This is a genomic window from Maricaulis maris, from assembly GCF_049116555.1.
In the GTDB taxonomy this organism is placed as follows: domain Bacteria; phylum Pseudomonadota; class Alphaproteobacteria; order Caulobacterales; family Maricaulaceae; genus Maricaulis; species Maricaulis maris_C.
This window is the reverse complement of record NZ_JAGDYT010000001.1, coordinates 918,487-939,875: the sequence shown is the minus strand read 5'-3', so window position 1 is coordinate 939,875 and position 21,389 is coordinate 918,487. Positions and strand designations below refer to the sequence as shown.

At 62.9% G+C, this 21,389-nt stretch carries 24 protein-coding genes; 19 read left to right on the top strand and 5 right to left on the bottom strand.

Translation table 11 applies throughout. The features are described from left to right. Positions 1–80 precede the first annotated feature (80 nt). The 6 genes from JXQ94_RS04545 (at position 81) to JXQ94_RS04520 (ending at position 4,123) form a co-directional block, all read left to right on the top strand. Positions 81–419: a hypothetical protein gene (locus JXQ94_RS04545; RefSeq protein WP_421922616.1), complete on the top strand. Its 339-nt coding sequence runs from the start codon at positions 81–83 to the stop codon at positions 417–419. A 250-nt stretch (positions 420–669) separates the two neighbouring features. Next, positions 670–1,035, top strand: coding sequence for an endonuclease domain-containing protein (locus JXQ94_RS04540; RefSeq protein WP_421922615.1), 366 nt, complete (start codon positions 670–672; stop codon positions 1,033–1,035). A gap of 211 nt (positions 1,036–1,246) precedes the next feature. After that, positions 1,247–2,548 (top strand): adenylosuccinate lyase, encoded by a 1,302-nt coding sequence (gene purB / locus JXQ94_RS04535; RefSeq protein ID WP_421922614.1) that lies wholly within the window; start codon positions 1,247–1,249, stop codon positions 2,546–2,548. An 85-nt stretch (positions 2,549–2,633) separates the two neighbouring features. Then, a complete protein-coding gene (locus JXQ94_RS04530) occupies positions 2,634–3,194 on the top strand; it encodes a pyridoxamine 5'-phosphate oxidase family protein (protein WP_421922613.1) in 561 nt (186 codons plus the stop codon). Then, the gene (locus JXQ94_RS04525; RefSeq protein ID WP_421922612.1) at positions 3,191–3,658 is read left to right on the top strand and encodes a hypothetical protein; all 468 of its coding nucleotides are present in this window, start codon (positions 3,191–3,193) and stop codon (positions 3,656–3,658) included. Before JXQ94_RS04530 ends, JXQ94_RS04525 begins: the two co-directional genes overlap by 4 nt. 3 nt (positions 3,659–3,661) lie before the next feature. Further along, positions 3,662–4,123 carry a hypothetical protein gene (locus JXQ94_RS04520; RefSeq protein WP_421922611.1) on the top strand — a complete coding sequence of 154 codons (462 nt, stop codon included), beginning with the start codon at positions 3,662–3,664 and terminating at the stop codon, positions 4,121–4,123. A 58-nt stretch (positions 4,124–4,181) separates the two neighbouring features. On the opposite strand, the gene JXQ94_RS04515 is transcribed toward JXQ94_RS04520, so the two are convergent. Further along, entirely contained in the window at positions 4,182–4,505 is a 324-nt protein-coding gene (locus JXQ94_RS04515; protein WP_421922610.1) for a DUF1476 domain-containing protein, read from the bottom strand. A gap of 256 nt (positions 4,506–4,761) precedes the next feature. Here JXQ94_RS04515 and purC point away from each other — a divergent pair, with 256 nt between their 5' ends. The 7 genes from purC to JXQ94_RS04480 all read left to right on the top strand — a co-directional run bounded on the left by purC (position 4,762) and on the right by JXQ94_RS04480 (position 12,396). Continuing rightward, positions 4,762–5,538: a phosphoribosylaminoimidazolesuccinocarboxamide synthase gene (purC, locus tag JXQ94_RS04510; RefSeq protein WP_421922609.1), complete on the top strand. Its 777-nt coding sequence runs from the start codon at positions 4,762–4,764 to the stop codon at positions 5,536–5,538. A gap of 306 nt (positions 5,539–5,844) precedes the next feature. Further along, positions 5,845–6,084, top strand: a complete 240-nt coding sequence (gene purS / locus JXQ94_RS04505) for a phosphoribosylformylglycinamidine synthase subunit PurS (RefSeq protein WP_421922608.1) — start codon at positions 5,845–5,847, stop codon at positions 6,082–6,084. A gap of 14 nt (positions 6,085–6,098) precedes the next feature. Next, positions 6,099–6,761 (top strand): phosphoribosylformylglycinamidine synthase subunit PurQ, encoded by a 663-nt coding sequence (gene purQ, locus JXQ94_RS04500; protein WP_421922607.1) that lies wholly within the window; start codon positions 6,099–6,101, stop codon positions 6,759–6,761. Then, positions 6,761–7,384 carry a hypothetical protein gene (locus JXQ94_RS04495; protein WP_421922606.1) on the top strand — a complete coding sequence of 208 codons (624 nt, stop codon included), beginning with the start codon at positions 6,761–6,763 and terminating at the stop codon, positions 7,382–7,384. The genes purQ and JXQ94_RS04495 overlap by 1 nt, the downstream gene beginning before the upstream one ends. Positions 7,385–7,388: 4 nt before the next feature. Continuing rightward, positions 7,389–9,614 carry a phosphoribosylformylglycinamidine synthase subunit PurL gene (gene purL / locus JXQ94_RS04490; protein ID WP_421922605.1) on the top strand — a complete coding sequence of 742 codons (2,226 nt, stop codon included), beginning with the start codon at positions 7,389–7,391 and terminating at the stop codon, positions 9,612–9,614. A 226-nt stretch (positions 9,615–9,840) separates the two neighbouring features. Further along, complete coding sequence (locus JXQ94_RS04485; RefSeq protein WP_421922604.1) at positions 9,841–11,226, top strand: hypothetical protein; 1,386 nt, start codon at positions 9,841–9,843, stop codon at positions 11,224–11,226. A gap of 153 nt (positions 11,227–11,379) precedes the next feature. Beyond that, positions 11,380–12,396: a radical SAM protein gene (locus JXQ94_RS04480; protein ID WP_421922603.1), complete on the top strand. Its 1,017-nt coding sequence runs from the start codon at positions 11,380–11,382 to the stop codon at positions 12,394–12,396. Positions 12,397–12,411: 15 nt separating this feature from the next. Here JXQ94_RS04480 and JXQ94_RS04475 read toward each other — a convergent pair whose 3' ends face one another. Further along, complete coding sequence (locus JXQ94_RS04475) at positions 12,412–13,389, bottom strand: M20/M25/M40 family metallo-hydrolase (protein WP_421922602.1); 978 nt, start codon at positions 13,387–13,389, stop codon at positions 12,412–12,414. Between the two features lie 78 nt (positions 13,390–13,467). After that, complete coding sequence (locus JXQ94_RS04470; protein ID WP_421922601.1) at positions 13,468–13,971, bottom strand: YHS domain-containing (seleno)protein; 504 nt, start codon at positions 13,969–13,971, stop codon at positions 13,468–13,470. Between the two features lie 160 nt (positions 13,972–14,131). Between JXQ94_RS04470 and JXQ94_RS04465 the strand changes: the two genes are divergently transcribed. The 6 genes from JXQ94_RS04465 to JXQ94_RS04440 all read left to right on the top strand — a co-directional run bounded on the left by JXQ94_RS04465 (position 14,132) and on the right by JXQ94_RS04440 (position 19,610). Next, positions 14,132–14,365 (top strand): BolA family protein, encoded by a 234-nt coding sequence (locus tag JXQ94_RS04465; RefSeq protein WP_421922600.1) that lies wholly within the window; start codon positions 14,132–14,134, stop codon positions 14,363–14,365. Continuing rightward, on the top strand, positions 14,365–15,192 hold the full coding sequence (locus tag JXQ94_RS04460) for an aldo/keto reductase (RefSeq protein ID WP_421922599.1): 828 nt from the start codon (positions 14,365–14,367) through the stop codon (positions 15,190–15,192). The genes JXQ94_RS04465 and JXQ94_RS04460 overlap by 1 nt, the downstream gene beginning before the upstream one ends. 33 nt (positions 15,193–15,225) lie before the next feature. Then, positions 15,226–15,558, top strand: a complete 333-nt coding sequence (grxD, locus tag JXQ94_RS04455) for a Grx4 family monothiol glutaredoxin (protein ID WP_421922598.1) — start codon at positions 15,226–15,228, stop codon at positions 15,556–15,558. 151 nt (positions 15,559–15,709) lie between these two features. Then, entirely contained in the window at positions 15,710–17,083 is a 1,374-nt protein-coding gene (locus JXQ94_RS04450; protein ID WP_421922597.1) for an alpha,alpha-trehalose-phosphate synthase (UDP-forming), read from the top strand. Beyond that, complete coding sequence (otsB, locus tag JXQ94_RS04445; RefSeq protein ID WP_421922596.1) at positions 17,080–17,844, top strand: trehalose-phosphatase; 765 nt, start codon at positions 17,080–17,082, stop codon at positions 17,842–17,844. Before JXQ94_RS04450 ends, otsB begins: the two co-directional genes overlap by 4 nt. After that, entirely contained in the window at positions 17,841–19,610 is a 1,770-nt protein-coding gene (locus tag JXQ94_RS04440; protein WP_421922595.1) for a glycoside hydrolase family 15 protein, read from the top strand. The genes otsB and JXQ94_RS04440 overlap by 4 nt, the downstream gene beginning before the upstream one ends. Before the next feature lie 9 nt (positions 19,611–19,619). Here the strand turns inward: JXQ94_RS04440 and JXQ94_RS04435 are convergent, their stop codons facing one another. After that, on the bottom strand, positions 19,620–20,147 hold the full coding sequence (locus tag JXQ94_RS04435) for a hypothetical protein (RefSeq protein WP_421922594.1): 528 nt from the start codon (positions 20,145–20,147) through the stop codon (positions 19,620–19,622). 251 nt (positions 20,148–20,398) lie between these two features. Beyond that, entirely contained in the window at positions 20,399–21,016 is a 618-nt protein-coding gene (gene rpsD / locus JXQ94_RS04430; RefSeq protein ID WP_295693165.1) for a 30S ribosomal protein S4, read from the bottom strand. Between the last annotated feature and the right edge of the window lie 373 nt (positions 21,017–21,389).

The following is a 21,389-nucleotide window of genomic DNA, read 5'->3' as shown; positions in this document are numbered from 1 at the left end:
ACACGGCATATTCTGATTTTCCGGGACACGTCCCAAAGGTACATGTCCCTCCGCCCGCTCCATTCCCTAAGGTGACAATAATGGCTGACCCCAAGCGCGTATCCCGATCTTCGCTCGGCCTGGCAGTCTTGGTGACACTTGGTTCGGTCGGGTGGCAGATTGCCGAACATACCGAAGCGCTTCTCGGCACGCCGGCCAAGCTGGCCCAGGTTGCGGCGGGCACCGGCATTTTCGCTGTTCTGGCGGGCATGGCCCTGTTTCATATCGAGCGGCAGATCACGTCCCCCATGATGACGGACCGTGATGGCAAACGCCGCAATGGATCACCGCTCACCCTGATCATCGGGCTGGGCGTCCTCGCCATCCATGTCATGGCCACCTTTCGGGTCTCAGCCTGGCTGGCGGCGAGCCTGCGGTGAGGGACATATCCCTCGGCGATGCTGGATTGGCATGGGGATTTGGATTGGCGGAGTCCTTAGCGGCGCAGCGATCGCTGCGCGCCCCTCACCTTTGATTCCTCTCCCCGGTCGGGGAGAGGCGGTGCTGCTCTATCCTTCTCCCCGACCGGGGAGAAGGTGGCCCGGAGGGCCGGATGAGGGGCAAGGAAAAACTTCCATCGCATGACGGCAATCACGCTCATTCCGGCGTCATGCGCGGTATCTTCGCGCCATGCGCCACCCGCACCGAGAGCGCGCCCGGGAATTGCGTCGCGAGCAGACACCGGCTGAGGCCCGACTGTGGGCGCGGCTGCGTGGGCGGCACTTGCATGGCGCGAAGTTCAGACGACAAGTGCCGGTCGGTCCCTACATCGCAGACTTCCTGTGCAAGGACCTGTCCATCGTGGTTGAAGCCGATGGCGGCCAGCACGGTGACCAGGAAGCCTATGACGCCCGCCGCACCGCCTGGCTGGAAGCGGCGGGTTTTCAGGTCCTGCGCTTTTGGAACCATGACATCCTGACGGATATGGATGCGGTCATGGAAGTCATTGGCGAGGCTGTGCACTACGCCCAAATGGCGAGGCGGAAGTCCCTCTAGCGCAGCGATGGCTGCGCGCCCCTCACCTTTGATTCCTCTCCCCGGTTGGGGAGAGGCGGTGCTGCTTTCTGCTTCTCCCCGGCTGGGGAGAAGGTGCCCCCGAGGGGCGGATGAGGGGCGATCAAGACATCCCGCCCTCCCCCACACTTGACGTCTCCGCGCTTTCATCGCATCCCCCGCGCTTGCCGATGACACGCCCGGAGCACCTGCCATGATCCCTCGCTATACCCGCCCGCAAATGGCCGCCATCTGGTCGGACCAGAACAAGTACAAGATCTGGTATCTGATCGAGGCACATGCGACGGAAAAGCTGGCCGAGCTGGGTGTGGTGCCGCAATCGGCGGTCGAGGCGGTCTGGAAAGCCAAGGACGTCGAGTTCGACGTGGCGCGGATCGATGAAATCGAGGCAGAGGTGAAGCATGATGTCATCGCCTTCCTCACCCATCTGGCCGAGCATGTCGGCGAAGAGAGCCGCTTCGTCCATCAGGGGCTGACCTCCTCGGACGTGCTGGACACCTGCCTCGCCGTGCAGATGAAACAGTCGGCCGATCTCCTGCTGGAGGGCATGGACCGGGTGCTGGCGGCGCTGAAGACGCGCGCCATGGAACACAAATTCACCGCCTGTATCGGTCGCTCGCACGGCATCCATGCCGAGCCGACCACGATGGGCCTCAAATTCGCGCGCTTCTATGCCGAGTTCGACCGCAATCGGGCCCGCCTGGTTGCCGCCCGTGACGAGATCGCCACCTGTGCGATCTCCGGCGCCATCGGCACGTTTGCCAATATCGATCCGTCGGTGGAAGAACATGTCGCCAAGCAGATGGGCCTCACCGTCGAGCCGGTCTCGACGCAGGTCATCCCGCGCGACCGTCACGCCAATTATTTCGCCGTGCTGGGCCTGATCGCCTCGGCGATCGAGAACATCGCCGTGGAAGTGCGCCATCTCCAGCGCTCGGAAGTGCGCGAGGCACAGGAATACTTCTCCAAGGGTCAAAAGGGCTCGTCGGCCATGCCGCACAAGCGCAATCCCATCCTGACCGAGAACCTGACCGGCCAGGCCCGCCTGGTGCGCTCAGCCGTGGTGCCGGCGATGGAGAATATCGCCCTGTGGCACGAGCGCGACATCTCGCACTCCTCCGTCGAGCGCGGCATCGCGCCAGACGCCAATGTCCATCTCGACTTTGCCCTGCACCGCACCGCCGGCATGATCGAAAAGCTGATCGTGCACGAGGATCGCTGCCTGGAAAACCTGCAGGCCTATGGCGGCATCCACAATTCCCAGCGCGTGCTTCTGGCCCTGACCCAGGCCGGTGCCTCCCGCGAGGACAGTTATCGCCTGGTCCAGCGCAATGGCATGAAGACCTGGGATGAAGGCGGCATGCTGGTCGATCACCTCAAGGCCGATGAGGGCGTCACGGCCCTGATGAGCGACGCCCAGATCGAGGCCTGTTTCGACGAGGCCTATCACATGAAGCATGTCGACACGATTTTCGCGCGGGTGTTTGGGGAGTAGCGGGGCCTGCATCAGGGATGACAAAGCAGTGATCGCGCGCCCTGCCCCATGGCGGTTGTGAACGACACCGCCTACATTCGCCCCCATGGCCAAGACCCACCCTCATATCGACGACCGCATCCGCGCCTTCATCGAGCAGCAGAAAATGTTCTTCGTGGCCTCGGCCCCGTCGGGGGACGGCGGCCATGTAAACCTGTCGCCCAAGGGCTATGACAGTTTCCGCATTCTGGGCCCCAGCGAGGTCGCCTATCTCGATCTGGGTGGCTCAGGCATCGAGACGCTGGCCCATGTGCGCCAGAATGGCCGCATTACCTTCATGTTCTGCGCCTTTGAAGGCGCGCCCAACATATTGCGCCTGTATGGCCGGGCCGAGGCCGTGTCGTTCGACGAGGACGGGTTTGCCGAAAAACTCGCCCTCTTCCCGGACTTTCCCAAGGCTCGCACGGTGTTCACGGCGAAGATCGACCGCATTCAGGACAGTTGCGGCTGGGGCGTGCCCTTCTACGATTTCACCGGCGAACGCGACCAGCTGGTGCGGGTCAACGCCCATCGCTCCGATGAGGACTGGTCGATGCGCCGCTATGACAGCAATGCGGTCTCGATCGACGGGATACCCGGACTGGTCAAGCCGGAGACCTCGCAATGAGCCAGATCGCTTACGCTGACGACAAGGCCGAGATCGAGGCGCTGATCACGCTTTGCTATGAGATCGTCTCTGGTCCGGCCGGACCGCGCGACTGGTCGCGTCAGGCGGAAATCTTTCATCCCGACAGCCGTCAGATGCGCACCGGTCTGGATGATGACGGACGGCCGACGATGCAGGGGTTTTCGCCCGACGAATATGCCCGCAATGCCGGTCCGATCCTCGCCACAATGGATTTTTACGAAGTCGCCCTCGTCAACCGGATCGAAGTCTTCGGCAATATCGCCCAAGCCTGGTCCAGCTATATCGCCCGCCACCACCCGGACGACAGCGAGGCCGAACGGCGCGGTATCAACGCCTTCCTGTTCAATCGCGGCGCGAACGGGAAATGGCAGATTGTCTCGATGATCTGGGACAATGAAAGGGAGGGTCTCGCCCTGCCTGCCGACATGACCGGAGAGACCTGATCCATGCGTATTTCCCTTGTGATTATCGGCCTCATGGCCGTCTTCATGGCGCCGAATTTCTTCCGCGCCAGCTGGGACGGTGCCGCCGAGGCCGAAGTGACCGAACCGGCGGGCGAGCCGCGCCTCGTCGCCGCCCTGTTCCGCTCCTCCTGGTGTTCGGCCTGCCGCGTGATCGAGCCGCGCATCGACGATGTCCGCGAGGAGTATGAGGCCGCCGACATCGACTGGGTCAAATTCGATTTCACACTCGGTCGCCGGGGCGGGCTGCGCGAAATGGCGGAGATGGAGGGTTTACTGCCGATCTACGATGAAGCGGCCGGCTCGACCGGCTTCATGCTGTTGATCGACCGTGACACCAACCAGGTCTTCGAAATGATCACCATGGATTATGGCCGCGACCAGATCCGCGAGGCGCTGGACCGCTGGCTGGTGGTCGTGGAACGGCTGGAAGCCGAAGGCGCCTAGGCAACAAAAAAGCCCCGGCCAGGCCGGGGCTTTTCTCAACCATATTGATCGCGGCCGATCAGCCTTCCGACTGGATCTGCTCACGGGCAGTAATCAGAAGATCGTCCATCTGCTTGCGCAGCAGGTGATCGGACAACTCCACACCCTTGGCGTCGAGATCACCACGCAGCTTGCGGAAGACGTCATCATCGCCCGCTTCCTCGAAGTCGGCGACGATGACCGATTTGGCATAGGCCTCGGCATCCGGACCATCCAGATCCATCAGCTCGGCAGCCCACAGGCCGACCAGCTTGTTGCGGCGGGCGTTGGCCTTGAATTCGATCTCCTGATCGTGGGCGAACTTGTTCTCGAAGCCTTTTTCGCGATCGTCGATGCCCGACATGGGTCTCTCCTTGAAGACGGTCCGATTGGACGGTTGCGTTGCCCCGTTGAGTAGCTTGGCCGCCGCGCCAAATCAATCTCCACGCTGAAGCTCACACAGGCAGGATGCCGCACCGCGACAAGAGATTGCGCGAAGGGGCCCGCAAGGATAATTTCAGCCCTCGATACGCGGTCCGGACTTCGATTCGGACCGCGTCGTGCTTTTCCATGGCCGGGCACCTGCAAGGGCTGCCGGGTCCGCCGCTGGAGCGCTGCCCATGTCCCGCCGCAAGATGATTTATGAAGGCAAGGCCAAGATTCTCTATGAGGGTCCCGAGCCGGGCACGATCGTTCAGTATTTCAAGGACGATGCGACTGCCTTCAACAATGAGAAGAAGGCAACGCTGGAAGGCAAGGGTGTGCTCAATAACCGGATATCCGAGCACATCATGGTCGGTCTCGGCCGGATCGGCATTCCCACCCATTTCCTCAAACGCCTGAACATGCGCGAGCAACTCGTGCGCCAGGTCGAGATCATTCCGCTGGAAGTGGTCTGCCGCAATGTCGCTGCCGGTTCGATCAGCACCCGTCTCGGCGTGCCGGAAGGCGAGCAATTGCCGCGCTCCATCGTCGAATTCTATTACAAGAAAGACGAACTCGGCGATCCGATGATCTCCGAAGAGCACATCACGGCCTTCAACTGGGCGACCCATCAGGAGATCGATGACATGATGGCGATGACCCTGCGGGTCAACGACTTCCTGAGCGGTCTTTTCACCGGCGCCGGCATCCGCCTGATTGATTTCAAGTTGGAATTCGGTCGCCACTACGAGGGCGACATGGTGCGCACGGTACTGGCTGACGAGATCAGCCCCGACAGCTGCCGTCTTTGGGATCTCGAGACCAATGAGAAGATGGACAAGGACCGCTTCCGCCGCGACATGGGCAATGTCACCGAAGCTTATGCAGAAGTCGCCCGCCGTCTCGGCATCATGAAGGAAAGCGGCCAGGGCGCCGCCAATGGCGATGTCGGCAAGGGCGACACGACGAAGTAGGTCTTCCCGTCGGACAGAAGAAAAGGGACGCAGCCGCTGGCGCGTCCCTTTTTTGTATGGACATTGGGCGCCGCGCCAGCGGCGAGACGGAGGGGCCGCCGCAGACGGAATTCCACACGCCTCCTCGCTCACGCTCGGCCCCATCGCCCCGGTGCTGCGCGTCGGCCCGCTTCCCCACGTCGTGGGGAAGAAAACACCCCGTGCATCCCTGCCCTGCTGAATCACCACGTCGCGCGAATTGCGCCGACGCCGACTCCGCTTTATGCAGGGGCGAAATGTCGTGACCAGCACAAGCGAGTCGAGCCCGTGAAAGCGAAAATCCACGTCTATCTGAAACCCGGCGTTCTGGACCCTCAGGGAGCGGCCGTTGCCGGCGCCCTGCACAATATGGGTTATGACGAGGTCGAAGCCGTCCGCCAGGGCAAGCTGATCGAGCTGGACCTGACCGGCGATGACGCCGAGGCGGCCCGCAAACGCGTCGACGAGATGTGCGCCAAACTCCTCTCCAACCCGGTGATCGAGAGCTACTCGATCGAACTGGTTTAGGAGAGGCCGGCATCATGAAATCCGCCGTCATCGTCTTCCCGGGCTCCAATTGTGATCGTGACGCCCACGACGCGATTGAAAAGGTCACGGGCCAAAAACCGGCCATGGTCTGGCACCAGGAGAGCGAACTGCCCGAGGGCACCCAGTTCGTGATGGTGCCGGGCGGGTTTTCCTATGGCGACTATCTGCGCTGTGGCTCGATGGCCTCGCGCTCGTCGATCATGCCGGCCATCGTCGCCCATGCCGCCACCGGCGCGCCTGTGCTGGGCGTGTGCAACGGCTTCCAGATCCTGACCGAAAGCGGGCTTCTGCCCGGCGCGCTCATGCGCAATGCCGGCCTGAAATTCGTCTGCGAGAAAGCGCCACTAACGGTCGAGAACGCCAACACGCAATTCACCTCCCGCTATGAGGCCGGGGCCCAGCTTCTGGTCCCGATCGCCCATCATGACGGCAATTACTTCGCCGACTCCGACACGCTCGACCGTATCGAGGGCGAAGGCCAGGTGGTGTTCCGCTATGGCAAAAACCCCAATGGCTCGGCCCGCGACATCGCCGGCATCACAAACGAGCAGGGCAATGTCATGGGCATGATGCCCCACCCCGAACGCGCCGTGGACGCCGGCCATGGCGGCACGGATGGTCTGGCGCTGTTTGAGAGCCTGCTGGGGAGCGCTTGATGCTTCTGGTGGCGTTCTCGAGTCTTGCGCTTCGCGCCTTGATGTCGCTGTCACCCATCGACTGCGATCCGTGCCTGCTCGTCAACAGCAACTCAGACGACGGTGTCTACTCGGTTACCATGCCGGGACCGGGACACCGGACGACCCCAGAGATCCGCGCGGAAATGCTCGACGCAGCAATGTTTGATATCGATGGCGACGGAATTGAAGAACGGGTGATCATTGATGATCGCGAATCCGCGTTTGGATCTGTCACCGCGGTTTTCTATGACGTCTCAACATCGCAGCCTTACATCGCCTTTCAGTGCCAAGCCGGATCCATCGACACTGTCGAGGCCGATTGCCGTGCTTGGTATGACGGCATTCAAGCAAGTACGGTTGCGGAAGGACTGGATCGCATCCAATCGGCAACCCGGTCAGATGAAACTCTGGATTGGGAGACGCAACATCTCCTCATCCCGAATGTGACAACACAGGCAAGCATGTTGCTGGCCATCCACTCAGTTGATCTCGCCCGAGCTCAACTCGCACTCGCTTCCGGGTCGGAAGACGCGCAAACTGCGCTGGAAACGGCCCTTCTTTTCCGAGAGCAGCGCGCTCTCCGCTTCACTTTTGCGGACTGAACCCATGACCCAATACGCCGAAGGCATCACCGCCGAGATCGTCAAGGAACACGGTATCAATGACGCCGAATATGCCGTCATCCTGGACCGTCTGGGCCGGGCGCCGAACCTTGTGGAGCTGGGGATTTTCTCGGTCATGTGGTCCGAGCACTGTTCCTACAAATCCTCGCGCGCGCATCTGGGCCGTCTGCCGACCTCCGGCGAGAAGGTGATCCAGGGCCCTGGCGAGAATGCCGGCGTGATCGATATCGGCGATGGCCAGGCTTGCATCTTCAAGATGGAAAGCCACAACCACCCCTCCTTCATCGAGCCCTATCAGGGTGCAGCGACCGGGGTCGGCGGCATCCTGCGCGATGTCTTCACCATGGGTGCGCGCCCGGTAGCGCTGATGAATGCGCTGCGCTTTGGGGCGCCCGAACACAAGAAGACCACGCATCTGGTCTCCGGCGTGGTCGCCGGCATTGGCGGCTATGGCAATTGCGTCGGCGTGCCGACCGTGGGCGGCGAGACCAATTTCCACGCCGGCTATAACGGCAATATCCTGGTCAATGCGATGGCCGTGGGCCTCGCGGACGCTGACAACATCTTCTATGCCCGCGGCGCCGAGCCGGGCCAGCCGATCGTTTATGTCGGCTCCAAAACCGGCCGCGACGGCATTCATGGCGCGACCATGGCCTCGGCCGAATTCGATGATGCCTCCGAGGAAAAGCGTCCCACCGTCCAGGTTGGCGACCCCTTCACCGAGAAGAAGCTGATCGAGGCCTGCCTCGAGCTGATGGCGACCGACGCCATCGCCGCCATCCAGGACATGGGCGCGGCCGGGCTGACCTCCTCCTCGGTCGAGATGGCCGACAAGGGCGGGATCGGCATCGCGCTCGACATGGACAAGGTGCCCCAGCGCGAAACCAACATGACGACCTATGAGATGATGCTCTCGGAAAGCCAGGAGCGGATGCTGGTCATCATGAAGCCGGGCCGAGAGGACGTCACCTACGAGATCTTCAAGAAGTGGGAATTGGACGTCGCCGTGATCGGCGAGACCACGGATACCGGTCGCATGGTGCTGACCCACAAGGGCGAGACCGTTTGCGACATCCCGGTCGCCCCGCTGGCCGATGACGCGCCGAAATACGAGCGCCCCTATTTCGCGCCGGAAGTGCGCGCCCAGCTCAATGCCAAGGACGTCGCCCAACCCGATCATATGGGCGAGATCCTGCTGAAGGTCATGTCGAGCCCGGACATGGCGTCCAAGGCGTGGATCTGGAAACAGTATGACCGCCACGTCATGGCCGACACGGCGGCTTCCTCGGAAGATCCGTCGGATGCCGCCATTGTCCGCGTGCACGGGACGAAGAAGGCGCTGGCCATCACCACCGATTGCACGCCGCGCTATTGCTTTGCCAACCCGTTCGAGGGCGGCAAGCAGGCGGTCGCAGAAGCCTGGCGCAATCTGACCGCCACCGGTGCCGATCCGATCGCCATCACCGACTGCCTGAACTTCGGCAATCCCGAGCGGGAAGAAATCATGGGCCAGTTCGTCGGCTGTATCGACGGCATGGCCGAGGCCTGTGCCAAGCTCGACTTCCCGGTCGTGTCCGGCAATGTCAGCCTCTACAATGAGACCAATGGCGTCGCCATTCCGCCGACGCCGGCCATTGGCGGTGTCGGCCTGATCCCGGACATGGACCAGCGCGCCCATTTCGGTGGCATGCGCGAAGGCGATATCCTGCTGGTCGTCGGCGAGACCGAGGGCGCGCTGGGTGCCTCGGTCTATCTCAAAGTCGTCGAGGGCCGAGAAGATGGCGGCGCGCCGCTGGTCGATCTGGATGTCGAAAAAGCCAATGGCGATTTCGTACGGGGCCAGATCCGCGCCGGACGCCTGTCAGCCTGTCACGACCTCTCCGATGGCGGCCTTGCCTGTGCGGCGGCCGACATGGCGCTCGCCTCCGATATGGGAATCAAGCTGGCCCATGAAGGCAATGTGCCCATGCATGGCTATCTCTTTGGCGAAGACCAGGGGCGTTACCTCCTGGCCGCTGCCAAGGAAGACGCGATCGCTATCCTGCAGGACGCCAAGGCCGATGACATCCCGGTCCATGTGGTCGGCCTCGCCGGCGGCAAGGCGGTCACCGTCAATGGTGCCCACCCGCTGGAGCTGGACCGTCTGCGGGCGGCCTGGGAAGGCTGGATGCCGGGCCTGATGGATCAGCTGGCCGAAGCCGCCGAATAGGTCAAGGCGCACGACCAAAAGCCGCTCCGACTTGATTTACTACCTGGAATTGGCGCACTATTTAAGGGTGTTCCGATTTTAGGGGTGAGTCTTGGTAGTATCGAATGCAAGCGATCTCCACAAACCGGATGACGCAGGCAATCCGTGCCCACCCGGCATGGAAGGCCCGATTGCCCTATACTACGATGCACTGAGCCACCTCCATGTCGGCCATCTCCCCTGTGCCATGGCAAGCATACGTCTGGCCGTTGATGGCGGGCTGGACGCCGCTCGTCGCACGCATTTCGAAATCGAGTTCTGCTACGCAGCCGGTGATTGGTCGCGCCTGTCCGGTCTCGTGGCACCCAACACCGATTTCGGTCTACCGGTTGCTGAATGCCCGTGGATCCGGATCGCCATCGCGCGCCTGAAAACGCGTGATGTGGTCGGAGCGCTGCTTGCGATGTCGCACTTCTCGCAGTTACGGCCGGGCGATCCATCCTTCCTGCCGCTTCTGGCGCAGCAATTGACCCTGCCGGAGGATGACCCGACCCTGATCCGCCTCCTGCACGGCGTGGTTCTGTCCCAGCCGGACACGGACAGCTTCCGCGCCGTCTGCGCTCAATTGCGCCAGGCGACCAGGTCCGGCATTGCGTTTGAGCCGTTTGAGACGCTGCTCGCCAGGCAATCGACCGGGGCGACGAAGCTGGCACACGACTGGGCCAGCGCGGTCTACCAGAAGGCCAATCAGCCCCGCGCCGAACGTCCCTCACGCCGCACAATGGAAGAGCTGGCCGAGGCCCTTCAATCGGCTCTTGATGGTGATTTTCGACAAGCCGCACGCGAGGTCGAGGCGATCCCGGTCAGCAGCCTGTCCCGCTTCTCGCGCGCGCGCCGCCGGGAAGTCCTGCGGATGCTGCGAAGTCTCGCCCGGGCGCCGAAACCGAGCCGTGCCACACTGGGTGACGACACGGGTGAAGTCCTGGTCTCCGAGGCCGGCGACTGCCACAAGATCGCTTTGGTCTTCACCGGCCTTGCCGAGCGGGTGAGCGGTGTGCCGATCTCGGTTTTCGACCGTCTTCTGGCGAATGCCGGCTACCGCAGCATCTTCCTGCGCGACAGTAGTCGTCGCGCCTTCACCTGCGGCATCGGCTCGCTGGCCGCAACCGCCCGGGAGACCGTGAAGGCCCTGCGTCCGTTGATCGCCCGCAAACCGGGCGAGGAAGTGCTGGTCATCGGCACATCAGGCGGCGGATATGCCAGTCTACGCTATGGCCTCGCATTGGATGTCGACCGGATTGCCGTCCTGTCTGGCGGAACCCTGTGCCGCCCAGAGGATCTCGCCGCGCTCGGTGATGATCGTGTTCCAATGATCGCCAATCACGCCGTGCGCCTCGCAGGCGCTGATGATTTCACGGCACCCGTCAGCGCGTGCCTGCAGCGCCACGGCCCCTGTCCAAGCATCGACATGCATTATTGCGACAGCATGGCGCTCGATCGGGCGCATGCCCAATTGCTGGCCGGGTTTCCGACCGTCTCCCTGCATCCCACGCATGATGAAACGCGCCACAACATCATCCTCAAAGTGCTGGAAAACGTCATCAGTTTCCGCGCGCGCCCGTGCCCGGCCTGAAGCGACATGTCGAAATTCCCCCCTGTTTCCGTATGTCCGACCCGCCCGGGCCAGACTGGCTCAAAGCCGCCCGGCTCGAGCGCCGCTGGCAGCGCCGAGCCGATCCCGGCCTTCGCTTCGCAGAGGTCAGATCACGCCAAACGGCGTGAATTGTTGCGCCTTCTTAGGCTGGGCAGCCAGTTGCGCAGTTCGGGCTATGACCTCGCCTCCACCTGCAATCTTCGCTGTGAAGGCTGCTTCTACTTTTCCGGTGAGGCATCCAACATCCAACCGGAAACCGGCGGGCTGTCCGACTGGCAGTCCTTTTTCCGCGCCGAAGGCCAGCGCGGCGTCAACTACGCCTTTCTGGCCGGAGCAGAACCCTCGCTCCACCCGGACCGGATTCGCGCCGCGGCAGCCGGCATCCCCTGGGGCATGGTCTTCACCAATGGCACGCGGCGCATTCCCGCCGATATCCCCTACCGAATCCACGTTTCTCTCTGGGGCGATGATGACACGGCTGATCGCGTTCGCGGGGCCAGCGTCAATAACAAGGCGTTCCGCAATTATGAGGGCGATCCCCGCGCGCTTTTCATCTTCACGGTGAATGCGCAGAATATCGAGGAGATCCGCCCGATGGTCCGACGCTGCCGCGACGCCGGGGTCCAGATCAGCTTCAATTATTACAGCCCGACCAGTGATTATCTGGACCGGTTGAATGCGACCGACAAATCTCGGACTGAATATTTCCGCTTTTCGACGGCCGAGGACAATCTCATTCTGGATGAGGACGCCCTCGCCCACAGTCACGACGTGCTGGCCGGCGTGTGTGCGGACTTCCCCGCGACCGTGGTCTACTCGCTCCCCTATGATCGCTGGATCGGCCGGACACCGGCGCCGTATGAGCTCGATGAGAACGGCATCGCGACGGACTGCTCATTCCGGGCGGATGGCTGGCACCGGCACCACCAGATCGACCGGGCGGTCAGCACCCAGAAGTGCGGCAATCCCAATCTCGATTGCAGCCAGTGCCGCACCTACGCGGCCGGCCTGGGCAGCTATGTCCGTCAATTGCGACAGACGGTTGATCAGGCCAATGACCGCAAGATGTGGGCAGAGAGTTTCGCTATCTGGCGGACAATTTTCATGGGACCGCAGACGTCCAAGGCACGGCGCCTCGCTGCCGAATGAGCGATCGTCGGGGCGCTAGCGCCCTGACGCCTCACCGATCATGTCGAGCCTTTGGTCCGAAACACGCGCGAAATCCGCGACCGCTGCGGCTGCATCCTGGAAGAAGTCCAGCGTCATGTTCTCGTAGGTATCCGTCGGCTGGTGGTAATGCGGATGGAAATCGACACCCAGATAGATGAAGGGGATTCCGGCAGCGTGGAAGGCCCCGCTATCGGTGAGATTGGTCCAGTCACCACCGGGCTCTTCGGTCGGCTCGTCATACCCCATTGGCATGGCGACGCTGGCCCGTTCCGCGACATCGTCGACGATCGGCGTGAGGAAGGGATAGTGATAGGTCCCGACGGCCCAAAGGATGCGATCGGTCGACATGGCGACCATATCCATATTCAGATTGAAGGTAATGTCCTCGGCCGGGATTGGCGGGTTCTCGACAAAGGCGCGCGCGCCCTGAAGACCATTTTCCTCGGCATCGACCAGGGCAATGATCACATCATGCTCGGGCGGCTCGGCCAGGAACATTTCGGCGACAGCGAGCACGGAGGCAACGCCGGATGCATTGTCATCGGCACCGTTCCAGATCTGGCCGTCACGCATGCCCACATGGTCATAATGAGCCGTCACCACCATGGTGCGGTCGCTATCGCTGCTGCCGCCAATCCGGGCGAGGATATTGATCCCGTCCATCTTCTCGCCGGTCCGGCGCGATTCGAAGCTGAACGCGTGCTCGTAATCGCCATCGACCGGCTCTGCGCCCATCGCCTCGAGGCGCGCGATGATATAGGCCCGGGCCCGCGCATTGCCGTCGGTTGCGACCGCCCGGCCCTCCATGTCATCGGCTGCAAGCACTTGCAGATCCGTGAGTAACTGGCTCCGGTCCAGCGTCCAGGCTGCCTGCTCGGCGGCGCTCGATTCCATCGCGCCAGGCTGGAGTGCGGCACAGCCCGTCGCGAGAATGGCCAGTGAAATTGCAGTAGTAGCCAGAATGGCGCGCATGGAAGACCCCTCGAAAAAACAAACCGCGCCGAGTGTCGCATGCAGGATCAACCAACCCCACCGAATTTTCCGTAACAATCAGAACCAGCGACTGGGCCGGGCAGCCGGGGCGTCCTCATGGTCCGGCCAGTTCGCTTCGGAGTGCTCCAGATAACCCGGAATATCGCGCTCCCAGCGCTCCTGGATGGAGGGCGAGAAATTCATGTAGAGCACACCATCCACCACCCGATAGGCGAGCGGATCGGATCGCACCTTGCGATCATTGGCCAGCGCGTAGGCGCAATGCCCGTCATAGGCCGGAACATAGCGCTCCGGATCGGCAAGGAAGATCGCGCGATTGGCCTCGGTGGCGAAATACCAGGTGACACCATTATGGTCCGCGGTGATGGTATCGAGACCGTCCAAGGGCCTGTCTGCGGTGTGATAGCTGACGATGTCATACCCACCGACCGGTCGCCTGTCGCGGTCGAGATATTGTTCGCCGGCCTGCGCTGCGCCGGCCGGTAGCAGAAGGGCCAGCATCAGACCGACCAAGCCGAACAGGGGCCGGAAGCGTATTTTGGCAGTGCTCGAGGCGGTCATGGTCTTTTCCCTTGCAGCGGTCACGACTAGCTTGACGCTGATATGGGCTGTCACGAACCATCGGGATAGTGCACGGCCCGACACATGAGGTCACGCTCACGCGCGTGGAGCGTGATCCGCCGTGACACCGCCAGGCCTGAAGTCGCAACAAGGAAATGCCATGCCCATGCCCGCCGACGACATCGTCGCCCTGATCAAGTCCGGTATCCCGGACGCCGAGATCGAGATGACCGATCTGGCCGGTGACAATGATCACTGGAAGGCCGTGGTTACGGCCGAGAGCTTCCGCGGCAAACTGCGCGTGGCCCAGCACCAGATGGTCTATGCCGCCCTGGGCGAGAAAATGGGCGGTGAATTGCACGCCCTCGCCCTGGAAACGCGAACGCCTGACTGATGATCGAGACCGACAGCTTCTCGCGACTGGGCTTCGGGGTAACTGGCCCGCACGCCGGACTGGGCGCCGGACGCGGCGCGACAACGCGCCTGATCCACCAGGCCGTCGACCAGGGTGTCACCTTCTTCGATACCGGTCCCGCCTACGGCAGGGGCGAGGCCGAGCGCCGGCTCGGGGCAGCCCTCAAACGCCTGCCCCGCCGGTCGGCCTTCGTGGCGACGAAGGCCGGCATACATCCGGGCGGCTATCGGGATTTCTCCGCCGGCGCGGTCGAAATGTCGCTCCGGGACTCGCTGAAACGCCTGCAGCGCGACCATGTCGACCTGCTTCTGCTTCACGGGCCAGCCGCTGACGAGATGACGGACAAGCTGCTGCGACGGCTGGATGCCTTTCGCGAGCGCGGCATGATCCGCCATCTCGGTGTTTGCGGCCGCGGCGCCGAGTTGGACCGGGCGATCTCGCTCGGTGTGTTCGACGCCTTGATGGCGCCAGTCAATCAGAGCCTCGAACCGTCCCAGATCGCGCGTCTCGAGCGCGCACGCAGCTCTGGGCTCTCCGTGATCGGGATCGAGACCATGGCTGGCGCCAGGCGCCCCTCCGGACCGCCCGCATCGCGCGGGGATGTGTGGTATCTGGCGCGCCAGATAAAGCGCCGCCTGCGCCGCGATCCGCCTGCCGAGGCCGGACCGCCGGCGAGCGAGGCGCTGCGTTGGGCGCTGGCGCAGCCTTTCTGCGACAGCGCAGTCTGTCTCACCACACGCCCGGCCCACCTTGCAGCCAATGCATCACTGGTTGCCGCTCTTGAAGCGGGCGAGCCGACGCCTTAGCTATCGGCGAGGATCAATCCGAGGAGTTCCGCCATGTCCACGACCGCCCAGGACAGCATCAAGTCGACCATCGACGCCAATGACGTCGTGCTTTTCATGAAGGGCACACCGGTCTTCCCGCAGTGTGGCTTCTCCTCTGTCGTCGCACGCGTTCTCGACCATCTCCAGGTTGATTTCGAAAGCGTCAACGTGCTCGAGGATGACGGTGTCCGCCAAGGCATCAAGGACTTCTCGAACTGGCCGACCATTCCCCAACTCTATGTGAAGGGCGAGTTTGTCGGTGGATGTGACATCATCAAGGAGATGTTCGAGACCGGCGAGCTGCAGGCCTATTTCAAGGAAAAAGGCGTCGGCGGCACCGCCTGATTCCGGCACTCCTCCTGCCGGTGCATTGACCGATTTGAGGCAATCCGGCTCGACAAACTGGCAATTCCAGTCCCGCTCGCCCTGATGCGGGCCATCGCCTTGCCCGCCCCCCGAGCTCCGTGGAACACCCATCCACGAGCAAGGAGTGATGATGGGCCGTCTGATCGCGATATCGAACCGCACCGCCGCCGACCCGAAGGCACGCGCCGGCGGGCTGGCGGTTGCCGTCTGGGAGTCCCTCAAGGAGACCGGGGGAAGCTGGTTTGGCTGGAGCGGAGAGCTGGTCGACGAGCTTCCGCGCGGCACCAGCGTGTTTCGCGATGAGGGCGTCGAGTTTGTCCTCACCGACCTCACCCATGATGAACATGAGGCCTATTATCTCAACTATGCCAACAGGGTGATCTGGCCGGTCTTCCACTACCGACTCGACCTGGCCAGTTTCGACAGCGAAGCCTTCAGCGTCTATTCCGCCGTCAATCAGCGCATCGCCAATCTCGTCGCTGATCGCCTGACCGCGACCGATACGGTCTGGGTGCATGATTATCACTTCCTGCTGATGGGTGACGCCCTGCGTCATGCAGGCTGGGAAGGTCCGACCGGTTTCTTCCTGCACATCCCCTTCCCGCCTCCGGAAATGTTTCGCGCCATTCCCGAGCACCACTGGATCGCACGCGCCCTGTGCGCCTACAGCGTGATCGGCTTCCAGTCCGAGGGCGACCGCTCGAATTTCGTGCGCTATCTGGTCGATGATTGCGGCGGCGAGGTCCTCGCTGACGGCCGCATCGCGGTCTTTGGAACAACCACACGGATCGCCGCCTATCCGATCGGGATCGATCCGGAGGGCTTTATCAAGGCGGCTCATTCCCCGGAAGCCGACCGGGCCGCGGAGCGGATCAGCCGCTTTCTCGGCGGGCGTGAATTCGTCATCGGCGTTGACCGGATGGATTATTCGAAGGGGCTGCCCCAGCGCTTCGAGGCGGTCGGACAGCTATTCGACGATCATCCGGAACTGCACGGCAAGGTCTCGGTGACCCAGATAGCACCGCCCTCGCGCTCCAAGGTCGAGGAGTATCAGGAATTGCGCCTCGAGCTCGACCAGCTCGCCGGACGGATCAATGGCGATCATGGTGATCTCGACTGGATACCATTGCGGTATCTGGCCCGGTCCTACACGCGCGAGGAATTGGCCGGCCTTTTCCGCATTGCCCGGGTCGGACTGGTGACGCCGCTGCGTGACGGCATGAACCTGGTCGCCAAGGAATTCATCATGGCCCAGGACGACGAGGATCCCGGCGTGCTTGTCCTGTCGCAATTTGCCGGCGCTGCCGAGCAGATGAAGGACGCACTCATCGTCAATCCGCACGACCGCAACAAGGTCGCCGACGCCATCCACCAAGCGCTGACCATGTCACTGGAAGAGCGCCAGGAGCGTTGGCGCAAACTGCGCGACATCGTCTGCGAGCAAGATATCAGCTGGTGGCGAAATCGTTTCCTCCAGGACCTTCAGCCCGCCATCCCCGCATGACCGAAACGCCCAGTCCTGCCCTCGCTGCCCTGGCAATGAGCGATGCCGCGCCGCCGCCGCTCGACCCGGCGCGTGAAGCCCTGTTTCTGGATTTCGACGGGACGTTGGCCCCCTTGCAGGATGATCCGGACACGGTCTGGCTGCCGACAGGCGGCGACATGACCCTGCAGACACTCTCGCGGTCGCTGGGCGGCGCTCTGGCGGTCGTCAGCGGCCGCGACATCCGTGATCTCGATCGTCGTATCCCGGGCGCGCTGTGGCGGGCCGGTGGGCATGGCTGTGACATCTGCGCGCCCGGGCGCCATCCATCGGCCTGGCAGCCACCGGCGCCTGACCCCCTGTATCAGGCGGCCTATGCGCTCGCAGTGAAGACACAAGGGGCGAGACTGGAGACCAAGGGCCCGGTCCTCGCCATCCATTACCGCGCCAATCGCGCCGCCGGACCTGCCCTCGGCGAGATACTTGCCGCAATGGTGGCCGACCATCCCGCCTATGTCCTGCAAGCCGGCAAATGTGTCTATGAGCTCAAACCCGCCGGAGCGAGCAAGGCGCGCGCTGTCGAGCGGTTGATGTCCATGCCGGCCTTTGCGGGGCGACGCCCGGTGATGATCGGCGATGACGCCACGGACGAGGATGGCATGAAGGCGGCCATCGATCTTGGCGGTCGCGCGATCAAGATTGGCGCCGGCGACAGCCTCGCCACGGCGCGCCTCGACAATCCTGCCCAAGTCTGGACCTGGCTGGAGGCCCAATTCCCATGACATCACTGCAACTCGGCATTATCGGCAATGGCACAATCGCCGGACTGGTCGACCAGGACGGCACGCTGAGCTGGCTTTGCCTGCCACGCCTGGATGGCGAACCGGTCTTCAACCGCCTGGTCGGCGGCGACGGCGCCTTCGCCGTAGCCCTCGCGGGCCAGGTCACGGCGCGACAGCGCTATGTTCGCAATACCGCCGTGATCGAGACCGAGCTGGAAGCGGCGGACGGCTCGGCCATCCTGATCAGTGATTTTGCCCCGCGCTTCATGGACAAGGGGCGCATGTTCAGACCGGCCTCGACCGTGCGGCGGATCACGCCGCTGCGTGGCATGCCGCGGATCGCCATCACGCTGAGCGCGGCTTGTCGGCACGGCGCCGGGGCCATGACGGCCAGGCGCGGGGTCAGCCATGTCAGCTTTCTCGATGATCGTGCCGGCTTCCGCATCACGACAGACGCGCCGCTCTCCTACATCATGGACCAGCGCGAATTTGTGCTCGATCACGAAATCGCCTTCCTCCTGGGACCCGATGAAAGCCTGTCGGACTCGGTCGGAGCGATGGCCAAGGACTGGTTCGAGCGCACGTGTTCCCATTGGCAGGACTGGTCGCGGCGCCTCGCCACCCCGCCGGAATGGCAGGAGGCAGTCATCCGGGCTGCCATCACGCTGAAGCTCTGCGTCTATGAGGAGACGGGCGGCATTGTCGCTGCGCTGACGACCTCGATTCCGGAACATGCCGATAGCGAGCGAAACTGGGATTATCGCTATTGCTGGCTGCGCGATGCCTATTTCACCGTGACCGCCCTCAACCGGCTTTCGGCAGTCGGCACGCTGGAAGGCTATATGGCCTATCTGCGCAACACGGTGGCGCTGACCAAGGGCGGACATATCCAGCCGGTGTTCGGGATCGCGCTGGAAACCGATCTGACAGAGACCATCGCCGACGCCCTGCCCGGCTATCGCGGCATGGGCCCCGTTCGCTTCGGCAACCAGGCCGCCGAACACATTCAGCACGATGTCTACGGCCACGTCATTCTGGGCGCGTCACAGGCCTTCTTCGATGATCGTCTCCAGTCCAAGGCGGGCCAGCTGGAGTTCGAGCATTTCGAGGTTGTCGGAGAACGCGCCTATGCGGTCTACAACACGCCCGACGCCGGGATTTGGGAGTATCGCGGCCGGGCCGATGTCCACACCTCCTCCGCCATCATGTGCTGGGCGGCCTGCGACCGCCTCGCCCGGATCGCCAATGAGCTGGATCTGGCCGACCGTCAGGCGTATTGGGCCGTGCGGGCAGAGGAAATCCGCGAGACCGTGCTGCGCGAAGCCTGGAGCGAAAAGCGGCAGGCCTTCACCGGCGCTTTCGGTGGCGAGGCGCTGGACGCGTCTGTTCTCCTGATGGCCGAGATCGGCTTTATCGCTCCGGAGGATCCGCGCTTCATCGCCACGGTCGAGCGGGTCGATGAGGAATTGCGCGACGGCTATCATGTCTATCGCTACCGGGTTGCCGATGATTTCGGCAAACCGAAGACAGCCTTCACCGCCTGCACCTTCTGGCATATCGACGCATTGGCCCGGATCGGCCGGCTCGAAGACGCGCGGGCCATGTTCGAAGACGTTCTCGCCCATCGCACAGAGCTGGGGATATTGTCGGAAGACATCGACACGGCGAGCGGTGAGCTGTGGGGCAATTTCCCGCAGACCTACTCCATGGTCGGCATCATCAACGCCGCCTCACGCCTGTCGCGCAGCTGGGATGCGGTGGTCTGAACGCGCGGCCTAGCGGCGGCTGGCCAGATAGGTGCGGGCCTCGTTCCAGTCCCAGGGACGCTCGGTATCAACCGGATTGAGCACGATCACCTGGCCACCGATCGGCACACCGAGTTCCTCGAAACCGAAGCCCAGCTGGGTGCCCCAGGGCGCCTCGGTTTCACACAGATCCGCAGCCTCGCGGGTCAGGCGAACCGTGTAGATGTCATCATGATATTGCTGAACATCGACGCGAAAATCAGCGCGTGACGTACAGCCATTCGTGTCGGCATGGACGATGAGGATGTCATCCTCGATGACGCGCCAATAGATGATGTTCTCGAGCGAGGGGTCCGGAGCCGGAGCCTGCCGGTTGGTACCCGGAATACGCATGTCGGAGATATTGATCGTCGGCAGGGCCGGCATTGCCGGCATGGGTGGCAGGCTCGGCAGGAGGCGATTTTGCGCCTCGACCTGCGGATCCCCGCTCGTTGCACATGCCGTCACAGAAACAGCCAGTCCCAAACCAGCCAATACGCCGCACCAACGCCCTGCCATACTTGCCCCCAAGACATCCCCAATACACACCCGAAACCCGCATATTTGCCCCTGCAGGCGTCCAGGCAGTCTCATCCAATCAGGGATCAGGGCCGGATCAACCATGGACTCGTGAGACGCGAATTTCCGAACCGACATGCTGCAGCGCGAGGCAGGCCTGCACGACTGCGCGGCGGTGCTCCCGCCGGGCCATGAAAAAGGCCGCCCCGGATATCCGGAGCGGCCTCTTTACACGATCGAATGTCGTCCTCTTACGAGGAGTAGAATTCGATGACCAGGTTCGGTTCCATCTGCACGGCGTACGGCACTTCAGAGAAGTCCGGCATGCGCACGAAGGTGGCCTTCATCGCCTTGGGATCGAGATCGACATAGTCCGGAACATCGCGCTCCGGGCTTTCCAGGGCTTCCAGGACCAGGGCCATCGAGCGCGAGCGCTCGCGGACTTCGATCACGTCACCCGGCTTGCAGCGGTAGGACGGGATGTTGACCTTGATGCCATTGACCTTGACGTGGCCGTGATTGACGAACTGGCGCGATGCGAAGACCGTCGGCACGAACTTGCAGCGGTAGACGATAGCGTCCAGGCGGCTTTCCAGCAGACCGATCAGCAGTTCGGCGGTGTTACCCTTACGGCGGGAAGCTTCGTCATAGGTACGACGGAACTGCTTCTCGGTGATGTTGCCGTAATAACCCTTCAGCTTCTGCTTCGCCATGAGCTGGAGACCGAAATCGGACATCTTGCTCTTGCGGCGCTGACCGTGCTGACCCGGGCCATAGGAACGCGAGTTGACCGGAGACTTCGGACGGCCCCACAGGTTTTCACCCATGCGGCGGTCAATTTTGTATTTCTGCGAATGACGCTTCGACATGTTCTCTCTATTCGATGCGGCCCGGCGCGCCTTCCCTCAAAGGCGTGCGATCTAAACGGCGGTTCTCGCATCGTCCCGTTGGTGTTGAACGATCCGGGGTCAGGCCCCGGCGAGGGAAGCGCGGGTTTTACCTGTGTGGACAGGGAAGTCAATGGCAGGAGGGCGGCGATCGCGATGGGTGTGCAGCAACGGGCCGAAGCGACGATCACATCGGCCGCGCGCCTGCGCCCGGTTTTTCGGCTGGGCAGGGCGTAAAGACGCCCGCCAAGCCATTGTTCTATCGCTGGGAATCAGCCGTCCGGGAGGTGGCTGACACGAGATCAATGCCCCGTCCCGCGCCAGGCGCCAGAATTGGACCGGAGGGCCTCGTCGG

Bases quoted from the DNA above. Each gene is read 5' to 3' on its own strand.
- JXQ94_RS04545 (WP_421922616.1), top strand. From the start codon at position 81: ATGGCTGACCCCAAGCGCGTATCCCGATCTTCGCTCGGCCTGGCAGTC.
- JXQ94_RS04540 (WP_421922615.1), top strand. From the start codon at position 670: ATGCGCCACCCGCACCGAGAGCGCGCCCGGGAATTGCGTCGCGAGCAG.
- purB (WP_421922614.1), top strand. From the start codon at position 1,247: ATGATCCCTCGCTATACCCGCCCGCAAATGGCCGCCATCTGGTCGGAC.
- JXQ94_RS04530 (WP_421922613.1), top strand. From the start codon at position 2,634: ATGGCCAAGACCCACCCTCATATCGACGACCGCATCCGCGCCTTCATC.
- JXQ94_RS04525 (WP_421922612.1), top strand. From the start codon at position 3,191: ATGAGCCAGATCGCTTACGCTGACGACAAGGCCGAGATCGAGGCGCTG.
- JXQ94_RS04520 (WP_421922611.1), top strand. From the start codon at position 3,662: ATGCGTATTTCCCTTGTGATTATCGGCCTCATGGCCGTCTTCATGGCG.
- JXQ94_RS04515 (WP_421922610.1), bottom strand. From the start codon at position 4,505: ATGTCGGGCATCGACGATCGCGAAAAAGGCTTCGAGAACAAGTTCGCC.
- purC (WP_421922609.1), top strand. From the start codon at position 4,762: ATGTCCCGCCGCAAGATGATTTATGAAGGCAAGGCCAAGATTCTCTAT.
- purQ (WP_421922607.1), top strand. From the start codon at position 6,099: ATGAAATCCGCCGTCATCGTCTTCCCGGGCTCCAATTGTGATCGTGAC.
- JXQ94_RS04495 (WP_421922606.1), top strand. From the start codon at position 6,761: ATGCTTCTGGTGGCGTTCTCGAGTCTTGCGCTTCGCGCCTTGATGTCG.
- purL (WP_421922605.1), top strand. From the start codon at position 7,389: ATGACCCAATACGCCGAAGGCATCACCGCCGAGATCGTCAAGGAACAC.
- JXQ94_RS04485 (WP_421922604.1), top strand. From the start codon at position 9,841: ATGGCAAGCATACGTCTGGCCGTTGATGGCGGGCTGGACGCCGCTCGT.
- JXQ94_RS04475 (WP_421922602.1), bottom strand. From the start codon at position 13,389: ATGCGCGCCATTCTGGCTACTACTGCAATTTCACTGGCCATTCTCGCG.
- JXQ94_RS04470 (WP_421922601.1), bottom strand. From the start codon at position 13,971: ATGACCGCCTCGAGCACTGCCAAAATACGCTTCCGGCCCCTGTTCGGC.
- JXQ94_RS04465 (WP_421922600.1), top strand. From the start codon at position 14,132: ATGCCCATGCCCGCCGACGACATCGTCGCCCTGATCAAGTCCGGTATC.
- JXQ94_RS04460 (WP_421922599.1), top strand. From the start codon at position 14,365: ATGATCGAGACCGACAGCTTCTCGCGACTGGGCTTCGGGGTAACTGGC.
- grxD (WP_421922598.1), top strand. From the start codon at position 15,226: ATGTCCACGACCGCCCAGGACAGCATCAAGTCGACCATCGACGCCAAT.
- JXQ94_RS04450 (WP_421922597.1), top strand. From the start codon at position 15,710: ATGGGCCGTCTGATCGCGATATCGAACCGCACCGCCGCCGACCCGAAG.
- otsB (WP_421922596.1), top strand. From the start codon at position 17,080: ATGACCGAAACGCCCAGTCCTGCCCTCGCTGCCCTGGCAATGAGCGAT.
- JXQ94_RS04440 (WP_421922595.1), top strand. From the start codon at position 17,841: ATGACATCACTGCAACTCGGCATTATCGGCAATGGCACAATCGCCGGA.
- JXQ94_RS04435 (WP_421922594.1), bottom strand. From the start codon at position 20,147: ATGGCAGGGCGTTGGTGCGGCGTATTGGCTGGTTTGGGACTGGCTGTT.
- rpsD (WP_295693165.1), bottom strand. From the start codon at position 21,016: ATGTCGAAGCGTCATTCGCAGAAATACAAAATTGACCGCCGCATGGGT.